The 10,752-nt window shown below is 68.7% G+C and carries 11 protein-coding genes; 1 reads left to right on the forward strand and 10 read right to left on the reverse strand.

Going from position 1 to position 10,752, the window contains the following annotated elements; all coding sequences use genetic code 11:
• The first annotated feature begins 6 nt into the window (after positions 1-6).
• Positions 7-1,347, forward strand: coding sequence for an LCP family protein (locus FK219_RS05285; protein ID WP_152582340.1), 1,341 nt, complete (start codon positions 7-9; stop codon positions 1,345-1,347).
• Positions 1,348-1,362: 15 nt separating this feature from the next.
• On the opposite strand, the gene FK219_RS05290 is transcribed toward FK219_RS05285, so the two are convergent.
• The 10 genes from FK219_RS05290 to FK219_RS05335 form a co-directional block, all read right to left on the reverse strand.
• Complete coding sequence (locus tag FK219_RS05290; protein ID WP_152582341.1) at positions 1,363-2,493, reverse strand: glycosyltransferase family 4 protein; 1,131 nt, start codon at positions 2,491-2,493, stop codon at positions 1,363-1,365.
• 75 nt (positions 2,494-2,568) lie between these two features.
• Complete coding sequence (locus FK219_RS05295) at positions 2,569-3,825, reverse strand: type II toxin-antitoxin system HipA family toxin (protein ID WP_152582342.1); 1,257 nt, start codon at positions 3,823-3,825, stop codon at positions 2,569-2,571.
• A 5-nt stretch (positions 3,826-3,830) separates the two neighbouring features.
• The gene (locus FK219_RS05300) at positions 3,831-4,142 is read right to left on the reverse strand and encodes a helix-turn-helix domain-containing protein (protein WP_328821610.1); all 312 of its coding nucleotides are present in this window, start codon (positions 4,140-4,142) and stop codon (positions 3,831-3,833) included.
• A gap of 67 nt (positions 4,143-4,209) precedes the next feature.
• A complete protein-coding gene (locus FK219_RS05305; protein ID WP_152582343.1) occupies positions 4,210-5,271 on the reverse strand; it encodes a glycosyltransferase family 4 protein in 1,062 nt (353 codons plus the stop codon).
• Entirely contained in the window at positions 5,268-5,585 is a 318-nt protein-coding gene (locus tag FK219_RS05310; RefSeq protein WP_152582344.1) for a hypothetical protein, read from the reverse strand. Before FK219_RS05310 ends, FK219_RS05305 begins: the two co-directional genes overlap by 4 nt.
• A complete protein-coding gene (locus tag FK219_RS05315) occupies positions 5,582-6,925 on the reverse strand; it encodes a hypothetical protein (RefSeq protein ID WP_152582345.1) in 1,344 nt (447 codons plus the stop codon). Before FK219_RS05315 ends, FK219_RS05310 begins: the two co-directional genes overlap by 4 nt.
• Positions 6,922-7,785: a dTDP-4-dehydrorhamnose reductase gene (gene rfbD, locus FK219_RS05320; RefSeq protein ID WP_152582346.1), complete on the reverse strand. Its 864-nt coding sequence runs from the start codon at positions 7,783-7,785 to the stop codon at positions 6,922-6,924. Before rfbD ends, FK219_RS05315 begins: the two co-directional genes overlap by 4 nt.
• A 31-nt stretch (positions 7,786-7,816) precedes the next feature.
• Positions 7,817-8,209 (reverse strand): hypothetical protein, encoded by a 393-nt coding sequence (locus FK219_RS05325; protein ID WP_152582347.1) that lies wholly within the window; start codon positions 8,207-8,209, stop codon positions 7,817-7,819.
• A 296-nt stretch (positions 8,210-8,505) separates the two neighbouring features.
• Positions 8,506-9,501 carry a dTDP-glucose 4,6-dehydratase gene (gene rfbB, locus FK219_RS05330; protein ID WP_328821611.1) on the reverse strand — a complete coding sequence of 332 codons (996 nt, stop codon included), beginning with the start codon at positions 9,499-9,501 and terminating at the stop codon, positions 8,506-8,508.
• A 64-nt stretch (positions 9,502-9,565) separates the two neighbouring features.
• On the reverse strand, positions 9,566-10,600 hold the full coding sequence (locus FK219_RS05335) for an SGNH hydrolase domain-containing protein (protein WP_152582350.1): 1,035 nt from the start codon (positions 10,598-10,600) through the stop codon (positions 9,566-9,568).
• Positions 10,601-10,752 lie beyond the last annotated feature (152 nt).

Below are 10,752 nucleotides of genomic sequence, written 5' to 3' on the forward strand. Positions count from 1 at the left end.
TTCCCCGTGACGCTCACCTCCCCGCTCCGGCACCCAGACACCCGGGATGCCGCTCTCATGACCCGCCGCGCCTGGTGGCTCCTCGGTCTGAACCTGCTGATCCCGGGCACGGCCCAGCTGCTCGCGGGCAGTCGTCGCTGGGGTCGATTCGCGGTGGGGTCGACGTTCACGCTGTGGGCGGTGGCGCTTTCCGCTGCCATCATCACGGCCACCGCCCGCCCGCTAGCGCTGACGATCGCGACGAACGTGGTCGTGCTGTGGCTGGCTCAGGCGGCGCTCGTCTTCTACGCGCTGCTGTGGCTGGTGACGACTCTGAACGCGTTCACGCTGCTGCGTCTGGTACGCACGGCTCCGGCGGCGCGCGGCTGGCTGGCGGCGCTGACGGCGGTGACGATCGTGGTGGCGACGGGCGGGGCTGCCTACGCCGCGTATCTGACGGGCGTGGGTCGGGATGCTCTGGGCGCCGTCTTCGCGGGCGGCGGCATCGTCGAGCCGATCGACGGGCGGTACACGGTGCTGCTGCTCGGCGGCGATGCGGGCCCGGACCGTCTGGGCCTGCGGCCCGATAGCATCACGCTGGCGAGCATCGACGCGTCGAGCGGCGCTGTGTCGCTCATCGGTATTCCGCGCAACCTGTACGACGCGCCAGTTCCCCCGGAGTCGCCGCTGTACGAGGCGTGGCCGAACGGCTTCGACTGCGGCGACGACTGCTTGATCAGCTACCTGTACCCGTGGGCGGAGGAGCGCCCCGAGCTCTATCCGACGGCGGCGGCGACCGGGTCGAGCCCGGGTATCGAGGCGATGCGCGACGCCGTGGAGGGCGTCACGGGGCTGACCGTGCAGTTCACGGTGCTCATCGATATGGCGGGGTTCGAGGATCTCATCGATGCGCTTGGCGGCGTCGTGATCGACGTGGAGGAGCCGATCACGCTCGGCATCAACGGCGGCCCGGTGGTGGGCGAGATCGCGGCGGGGGAGCAGCGCATGGATGGCGAGACGGCGCTCTGGTACGCCCGCAGCCGCTACAACCTGACCGACTTCGACCGCATGGAGCATCAGCGCGACGTGCAGGAGGCGATGCTGCGCCAACTGGACCCGGCGACGGTGCTCACACGGTTCGAGTCGATCGCCGATGCGAGCAGCGACCTCGTGCGCACCGACGTGCCGCAGTCGATGATCGGCGTGTTCACCGACCTCGCGGTGCGGGGGCGCGAGCTGCCGCTGCGTCGGCTCGAGCTGGTGCCGCCGGCGATCGACAACGTGCAGCCCGACTACGCGCTCGCGCGCATCCTCGTCGCCGAGGCGGTGGCCCCGCTGCCGACGCCCACGCCGACGCCGACCCCGTAGAGCTGCCGGCGACCCCTACAGGTCGGCGTGCAGCTGCCAGGTCTTCTCGGCCGAGTCGCGCCAGTTGTAGGCGTGCGCGCGGTCGCGCCCGCGCACGCTCAGCTGCGCCGCGAGCGCCTCGTCGTCGAGCACGCTCTGGATGGCGTCGGCCAGCCGACGCGGGTACCCGGCGGCGTCGAGCCGCGGCACGATGAGCCCGGCGTCGGCGCACACTTCGAGCAGTGCGGGAGCGTCGGAGTGCACGACGGGCGCACCGAGCCCCATGGCTTCGAGGGCGGGCAGGCCGAAGCCGTCGGAGATGCTGGGCACGACGACGACGGCGGCGCGCGCGTAGGCGAGCGCGAGGTCGGCGTCGTCGAGCGTGCCGAGGGCGATGACGCTGCCGGCGTCGAGGTGGGCCTGGTGCTCGATCTCGGCGATCTCGTCGGCGTCGATGCCGACGAGCACGAGGGGCACGTCGGGTGCATGCACGTCGCCCATCGCCCACAGCAGGTCGGGGATGCCTTTTCGCTTCTCGAGCGGCCCGACGGCGAGGGCGTAGCGCTCGGGGAGGCCGAGGGCGTGAGCTCGGGCATCCGCGTCGACGGGCACGGTGAGGTCGCTGCTGACAGCGCCGGCGATGACGCGGATGCGCTCGCCCATGTCGATGACGCCCGCCAGCTCGTCGCCCACGGCGTGCGTGGGTACGACGACGGCGTCGGCGTAGCGCTCGGCGCGCTTGGCCATGGCCTTGTGCCACGCGACGGCGCGCGGGCTCATGGTCTCGGGGTGCGTCCACGGCGTGGCCTCGTGCACGGTGACGATGAACTGCTCACCGGGGTTGTTGAGCCGGTCGTGGCGGTAGAGGGGCGCGAGCAGGCTGGGGGCGTGCACCATGCCGCTGCCGGGGAGGCGCGTGAAGCCGTGCTGCCAGGCGGCGGCGAGCTGGCGCCGGTCGAGGGCGCTCTTGTGCAGGGCGGTGAGGCCGGGCAGCGCCTTCTCGATGCGCGCGTAGTGGTCGGCGGGTGAGGAGGGCACGATGCCGGCCACGTCGATGCCGCGCGGCGCGGTCTCGATGAGGGCGCGCGTGAGTTCGAGTGCGTAGCGGCCGATGCCGGAGGGGCGCGCGGTGCCGACCTGGTCGAGCACGACCCTGAGCGTCGACATGCGGCGGGCCCTCCCTCGTCGTGGCGCGGTTGCGGGCGCGATCAACTTGGGGTGGCCGCGCTCCAACTGCACATGTTACTCGTTGCCCGTGACGCGGCCTTCCCCCATGGCCAAGGCGCGCTGCCTGTTGGGTCCGTCGAATGCGCGTGTCATCGCATCGGCGGCTTCAGGTGAGATTCCGAACTGTCGGGCGGTCGCCTTCCAGTTCTGGGTCATCTCGGCGACGTGGCGAATGTGCTTCTCCGCCCCCGCGCGGGTGAGCGCGAAGGCGTCGTGGACATCGCGGAGCTCTCGAATGTCTCGACCCCGCTGTTCGCCGCCGTCGACGATGGGGGTCGCATCGACCGTCTCCGGTCGACGGTGCGGTTCGAGGTCGAACACGGGTGACGGGCTCCATCCGGTGGCGGTGCGCAGGAATCCGTGGTTGCGGAAGTGGTCGTCGACGTTGCCGATGAGGAGGTTGAGTGCGACGCGCTGGAAGAGCTCTGCAGTGTCGTGTCGAGGCCTGTCGCTGGCGAGTTCGATCGCTTCGGCGATGACGGCGTACGAGGAGGCATCGTTGTTGCGCTTCGTGGTGAGGGAGTGGGCGCTGAGGTAGCCGCGTCGACGCGTGCCGTCTCGGTCGAATCGTCGTGTGAGCAGGATCGACCGTGACTCTCCGAGTCGAGCCAACTCGAAGGCGGGAGTGTCTATGCCGGCCTGGGCCGCGAGGGAGAGGGCTGTTGCTTCCCAGGCCATGGGGTCGTGGTAGTCGGTCTGCCGGGCGAACTTTGCCATCCACAGTTCGCCGCCCTTGTCGACGACGGCTTTGGGCTTGGCGCCTCCGGCGCTCGTGCCGGCGTCGACGAGCACGCTCAGCTCGTCTTCGGTCTCGACTCCGTCTTCGAATGCTCGTGCCGCGCTCACGATCTGATCCAGTGAGTGGATGCTCGCCACGGGGTGAGGGCGATGACCGACGTAGGTCTGCCCCTGTCGAATGCGTATCGCGCCGTGCCGGGTCGCATCGTTCACGTGCACGAGGTAGTCGAAGGTGGTGCGAGCCGCTGTCCCGGCGCGAATCACTCGACGACCCCACTCGTCGGGCATGACGTCGGCGAGGGCGCCGAGTTCGGAGCGATTGGGCCATGCCCGCAGGGGGCCGCTCATGCGCGGCATGTCGGGGGAGAGGTCGTACCCGAGGGGTTCGGTCAGGTAGCTCTCTGCGTAAGTGAAGGTGAGTCGGTGTGCTGATGCCTGCGGTGCGGGGATGTCGGTGACGACGCCGGCCAGAACCTCGTTGCCGTCGGGGAGCACGACGGTGACCTCGGCTGTCTTGAGATCAGGTGGGGCCATGGGCGTCACGCCGGGTGCGTGGTTCGGGGCTGGCGAACTCGCTGGTGATGGGTGCGCTGCAGATTCCGCACGCCGAAGTCGTCGTTCACCGGGTTGGTCGCGTCGACGACACTGTGGATGACTCCGACGACCTGCATCACGGCGAGGAGATTCTCAGATGACGTGGAGTGGCCGTTCTCGATGGCGCGCAGGGTGTCGCGCGACACGCGAGCGCGTTGAGCGACCATCTCGGCGGTCAAGCCATGGATCTTCCGCCAGGCACGAAGGTTCTCGCCCATGCGGCGCATGTCGCGCGTGAGGCCCGGGCGTGCAGACACGAGACCCTCCTTTCATAAGTACGGTCTATTCCGTCATTATAGGTCTTTATGACGACATTTGCCGTACTTAACTGAGCGCCCCCAGCAACTGCTGGAAGAAGCCGCGCGACATCGCCTCGGGCGGGTACTCCTCGGCGGCCTGCCGTGCGGCCGCCGCGCGCACGGCGCGGTCCTCGGCGCGCAGGGCCGCGTCGAGCGCGGCGACGAGCCCCTCGGTCGACCGTGCCGGGTAGAGGTGCAGGTAGGGCGCACCCCGGTGGTCGTGGAACACGCCGAGGTCGGGGGCGACGACGGGCAGGCCGAAGGTCTGGGCGAGCGGGAGGGAGCTCGAGTTGAGGATGCGCTCGTAGGGCATGGCGGCGACATCGGCGGCGCGCATCCAATTCTGCAATTCGTCGTCGGGCACGAAGTCGAGGCGGCGCACGGTGCGGGGCACGGCGTCCAGCGCGCGCTCGAGGGCGGCCACGTCGGTGCCGCGCCCGGGTCGGCCGGCGACCGCGAGACGCGCCCGTGGGCGGGTGCGCTGCAGCTGCGTGACGGCGTCGGCGAGTCGTTCGAGCCCGCGGTAGGGGCGCACGCCGCCGACGGAGACGATGACCTCGTCGTCGGGCTCGAGGCGCAGGTGGGTGCGCGCCTGCTCCTGCGTGACGGTGTCGGGGTAGTGGCCGAGGAAGCTCGCGTGGCCTTCCGTGATCACGGTGGCGTCGAGCAGCGGGTAGTAGGGCTCGACGGCCCGCAGGGTGCTCGGGCTGAGCACGTGCACGACGTCGGCCTCGCGGGCGAGGTGCTGGCAGAGTTCGAGTTCGAGCACGTGGTTGCTGTGATCGTGGGGCAGCACGTTGTGCACGGTCCAGACGAGGCGGCCGCCGCGCTCGCGGTAGCGGCGCAGCGCGTCGAGAGTGCGGCGCATCGAGTCGCGTGCGCGCGACGGGTCGGCGAATCGTTGCACGATCGGGTTCGTCCAGTGCAGGTGCACGATGCTGGCGCCAGTGGCCGGGTCGAGTGCGTCGAGATCGTCGAGCGTGATCGCGCTCACGTCGACATCGAAGTCGGATGCTCGGCTGTACAGCATCGACTGGTAAGGGTTCGACGCCGAGTAGTCGGGCAGGTAGCGCAGACCGACGGTCACGAGGCCGCCGAGGGTCGGCCGCGCACGAGTCGGCGCAGTGGGCGCAGGGCGCGGCCGCGCAGCTGCCGCAGCTGCCAGGCGCCGGATTGCGCCAGCTGCCACTTCTTCTTCAGGTCTGCCACGCGAGCACGCTCGGCCTCGAGCAGGTCGATGAGCTCGTGCACCTCGACGCGGGCTCGCTCGCGCTCATCCGCGAGCACCTCCCTCGCCTCGGCGCTCAACGACGGGTAGGGGTCGTGCTCGAGGGGCTGCCCCGTGGCGGGATCCGCAGCGGATTCCGTTGCAGGCTCGGTGCCGGGCTCTGAAGAGGTCACTCGTCGATTCTGCCGCTTGCGAGCGCGATATCGGCGGTGACGACACCATTGAGCATTTTGGAGGCGGTCACATCGCCCGCCCAGAAGCGCGTCTCGACGGCGGAGAGGAAGCTCTCCCGAAAGACTCGGCGCCCCCGCACGCGGGCGAGGCTCGTCTCGACCACGGCGCGAAAGGTCGGGTTGTTGCGCGCGCACGCGTAGGGGTCAAAGGGGAAGGCGGGCTCGTGCTGCGGGGTCACGTCGAGCGCGTCGAGGTCGATGAGGCCGGGGGTGTCTTTGTGGCCGTAGAAGCGCCACTTGCGGGCCCACCGCAGCCGCTTGCCCTCCTCCTCGATGCCCTCCAGATCGGCGAGCAGCTCAGACCCCATGCCGCGCACGAACGCCATCCAACGCGTCTGCGCGGCGCGCTCCTCGAGGGGGCGACCCAGCCAGTAGCCCATCCACCGCTCGTCCTCGAAGGGGAAGACGTGGGTCTGGTGCTCATTGTCGAAGGGCCGGATGCGCGAGTACTGCCGGTAGGCGATGTCGTACTGGCGGTAGAGGTCTAGCTCGCGGTCGGGGGAGACGGCGGCGCTCGGCGCGAGCCGGTCGATGAAGCTCGGTTCCATGAGCTGCTGCAGCAGAAACTGGTCGTTGCGCCCGATGAACGCGGCCCGGTCGTCGCCGACGGCGCTCTTCGCCTTCTCCCGGTTGTCGCCCGTGAGGGTGTCGTTGAGGAAGCCGTGCACGTTGATGCGGCGGGGCACGAGCTGGTCGACGAGGTCGTTGGCGAGGCCGACGGCGCCGAGCGGCAGGTCGAGCGAGGTGGCACGCTTGAGCTCGTACTGTTCGAGACTGAACGGCATCGTGGTGGTGTCGAGCATGTGCACGTCGAGGCCCATGCGCTCGCGCAGCCACTGCACGACGTCCCAGTCGATGTTGCCGGGCTGACCGCAGCAGTACAGCGTGGGTTCGTGCCCGAGATCCCACATCGTCTGGATGAGCGGCCGCGAGTCGAAGCCGGAGGAGATGCCGGAGGTCAGGGGTGTGCCGGCGACGGGGGCGAGAGCGTCGGTGACGCACTGCTGCAGCAGCTCGCGCAGTTCGTCGTCGTCGAGGGCGCGGTCGCCGTGCTCGGCCCGCCAGGACTGCAGGGCCCGTTCGGCGCGCTCGACTCCGGCGAGGGCGCGATCCTCGTCGGGCAGCAGGGCCACGGCGAGCAGGCGCATGAGGGGGGTGTTGCGGGCGGCCTCGGGGGTGACGAACCACGGCTCGTCGCGCCGCGCGAGTCGGGTGGCGAGGGTACGTCGGGGGCGGAGGCTGCGCGGCGGTTTCGGGTCGGGCCGGGCGGTGGTGCTCATGTCATCCATCCTGCTGTCGTCATGGCGCTGTCCAGCGCGGGGCGCCAGGCTCTCATCGGGGTCAGGCCGTGCTGCTGCCACCCGTCGTGAGACAGCACCGAGTTGGCGGGGCGGGGTGCGCGCCGTGGGTAGTCGGCGCTCGTGACGGGGGTGACGTCGGCGGGGTCGCCGCCGAGGTTCTCGACGATAGCCTGCGCGAAGCCGTGCCAGCTAGTGGCGCCCGAGTTGGTGCCGTGCAGCGTGGCGCTGCGCAGGCCCGAGTCGAGCATCCTGATGGTCTGGTCGGCGAGGTCGCGGGTCCACGTCGGCTGACCGTGCTGGTCGTCGACGACGGCCAGGGTGCCCCGCTCGCGGTAGAGGCGCATCATGGTGCGCACGAAGCTGGGCCCGTGCTCGCCATAGAGCCAGGCGGTGCGCAGCACGATCGTGCCGTCGGGGTGCGCGGCGCGGGCCCGGCGCTCGCCCTCGGCCTTGGTGCGGCCGTAGGCGCTCACGGGGCTGTGCGGGGTGTCTTCGGCGTACGGTTCGGTCTGGCGGCCGTCGAAGACGTAGTCGGTGGAGTACTGCACGAGCACGGCGCCGGCGGTGCGGGATGCTGCGGCCAGGTTCTCGGCACCGATCGCGTTGACGAGGTGGGCGGCCTCCTCGTCGTCTTCGGCGGCGTCGACGGCGGTGTAGGCGGCGGCGTTGAGCACGACGTCGTGGTCGGCGACGACGGCGCGGCACGCCGCCGGGTCGGTGATGTCGAGCTCGGCACGCCCGAGGGCGGTGACGCTGCGCGTGCCGGGTGCGACGGCGACGGTGGCCTGAAGGTCGCGACCGAGGCTGCCGTGGGCGCCGGTGATGAGGTAGCGGGTCACGGAGTCAACGCTAGCGGTGCACCAGCAAGGCTCAGCCCGTGCTCAGTGCGTCAGCAGTCACGAGTTGGTGAACCCGCTGATGAGACACCCCCAAGATGACCGCGGCGTCTCGTTGAGAGAGCCCGTGCGCGACAAGTTCTCGAGCGCCGCGCGTCAAGTCGCGTGCCGCGCTCGCCTCCAACTCTCGCGCACGTTGACGTTGGGCTTGCGCCGTGCTGATCAGGGCCCCTAATTCGTCCGGCAGGCGAGGCTGCACGGTGACGGTGATGGTGTCGGGCGAGTCACCGCTCACGAAGGAGATCGCTTCGACGATCTGGTCTGCCTGGTCGAGGCGTCGCACTTGGGTGATCGCACCGGGAAACTCGCGACACTGCAGCACCCACCACTTGCCGGTGTGCTCGGCGTCGACTGCATAGTTCGTCATCTCCACCACCCCTTCCCTAACTCGTTCGAGAACTGGTCGAAGAATCGTCTCGCGGTCACGTCATCGATCTCTCGGTGTCGCCCCAGCGTCGAGCGAGTCGTTCCCACAATGATTCCGGTGTGGTTCGTGAGTTCCACTTCTCGGTACTCCAGATGTGCGGCACGTGCTGCTGTTCGAATCTTTACGAGGACTGCGCGACGCTTCATGCGTGAAAACTAGTGTACTAGACAGAACCCATCTAGGGGGATAGAGAAAACCGTAGAATTGTTTCGCGCAGCGAGGATTCTGGAGGAGCCCTACTGGCCTTTGGCGCGGTACTGGGCCTCGGTCGCGTCCTTCTGCGGCGCCCACCACGGCTCGTTGTCGCGGTACCACTGGATGGTCGCGGCGAGCCCGGCCTCGAAGTCGCCGAACTGGGGCTTCCAGCCGAGATCGGTGCGCAGCTTGCTCGAATCGATCGCGTAGCGCAGGTCGTGCCCCGCGCGGTCGCTGACGTGGTCGTAGGCGTCGGCGGGTTGCCCGAGGGTCGTGAGGATGAGCTCGACGACCTCCCGGTTGCTCTTCTCGCCGTCGGCGCCGATGAGGTAGGTCTCGCCGATGCGGCCCTTCTCGAGAATGGTGAGCACGGCGGCGGAGTGGTCGTCGGCGTGGATCCAGTCGCGCACGTTGAGCCCCGCCCCGTAGAGCTTGGGGCGCTGCCCGCGCAGCACGTTGGTGATCTGGCGGGGGATGAACTTCTCGACGTGCTGGTAGGGGCCGTAGTTGTTGGAGCAGTTGGAGATCGTGGCCTGCACGCCGAAGGAGCGCACCCAGGCGCGCACGAGCAGGTCGCTGCCGGCTTTGGTCGACGAGTAGGGGCTTGAGGGGTTGTACGGGGTCGTCTCGGTGAAGCGCGCGGGGTCGTCGAGCTCGAGGTCGCCGTAAACCTCGTCGGTGGAGATGTGGTGGAACCGGGTGCCGTGGCGCCGGGCGGCTTCGAGCAGCGTGTAGGTGCCGATGATGTTCGTGTCGACGAACGGTCGCGGGTCGTCGAGCGAGTTGTCGTTGTGGCTCTCGGCGGCGTAGTGCACGACCGCGTGCGCCTCAGCGGTGAGCCGGTCGACGAGGGGCGCATCCGCGATGTCGCCGTGCACGAAGCTGAGCCGATCGTCGGGCAATCCGGCGAGGGAGGCGCGATTGCCGGCGTAGGTGAGCTTGTCGAGCACCGTCACGTGGTGATCGGTGTGCGCGATCACGTGGTGCACGAAGTTGGAGCCGATGAACCCGGCGCCGCCGGTGACGAGAAGCCTCACGACGGAAGAGTCTAGCGAGGTGCGCTTAGTCGATCCCGGCGGCCTCAGGTGCGACGGCGTCTACCTACTGACTCAGGTTGACCTGGCTTCGTTGAGTCTCGCCTGCCGCGACGAGGTCCTCCAGGAACCGGGCGATGCGCGGCACCTGAGTCAACGTCCACCGCTCGGACAGATGGTTGAAGTCGCGGTACACGGGAACACCATCGACGGTGACTCTGCAGAGGTCGCCGGTGCAGAGCTCGTCGATAACGGAGAACGTCTCATCGACGACTGGGGTTCCAGCCCGGGCAAGTGCCGAGGCTGCTTGGAGTTGCGCGGTCATGTCGAGTGCGGCGGCGCGCGGGGCGTCGCACTGTTCTGGGGACGACGCTTCGATGAGGCACTCATTGGGCTCGTACGGAATTCGAGGATTGTCGATGACGACTCCGATCGAGGGGGCGAGCTCCTGACTCAGCTCTAGCCACTCCTGGTATCGCGTCTCCCAAAGCGACAGCTGCTGGGTCTCCTCGAGAGTGGCGAGGTCATCACCCCGAATGCGGCCGAGATAGCCCTCTGCTTGGGAGAGAACGATGGTCGTGGGTTTCAGCTCATCCAGATACTCAAGCGTCTGCTGTCGAAAGTCGACACACGTTTCCTTGACCTTCCCCTTGAGATCCACGGTCGTCACCGAGATCGGTGTGCACGAGTTGAGCGCAAGAACGTGGAGTTCAGCTCCGATCGACTCTGCCGCAGCTTCGAATACCGTCCGCCAGTGCGCGGCATGGGAATCCCCTACCAAGACGATCGTCGGTACGGCCGCCTCGTTGCCAGGGGTCGTGACCTCAGGTATCGCCCCGTCGCTCGCTGGCACTTCGTCTCGCGCTTCGAGAATCGCCTGGTTGCGCTGCGTGACATCTTGATATGCCGCAGCGAGTGCTCCCGCCGCGAGGACGGGCACCGTGAACAACGCAGTGACGGTGATGATCGATCTCCGCATGGAGTGAGCGAGGGTGGTGGAGAATCTGATCGGATTCTCGACGAGGCGGTACGTCACCGTGGCGAGAACCAAGGAAAGCACTACGGCGAGCACCATCTGGAGTTCCCGCGGCAGGGCGGGCACAGCCAGGGGCATGAACACGATGAGTGGCCAGTGCGGGTCTGCTGCACGGATAGGTGACAGGTTGTAGTCACGCCGCCAGTGCGGCTGGCGTGCTCATGATGGCCTCGAACTCGACCGGGGTCAAACGGCCGAGAGCGGCTTGCCGGCGTCGC

The sequence above is a fragment of the Microcella pacifica genome (genome assembly GCF_009371975.2).
In the GTDB taxonomy this organism is placed as follows: Bacteria; Actinomycetota; Actinomycetes; order Actinomycetales; family Microbacteriaceae; genus Microcella; species Microcella pacifica.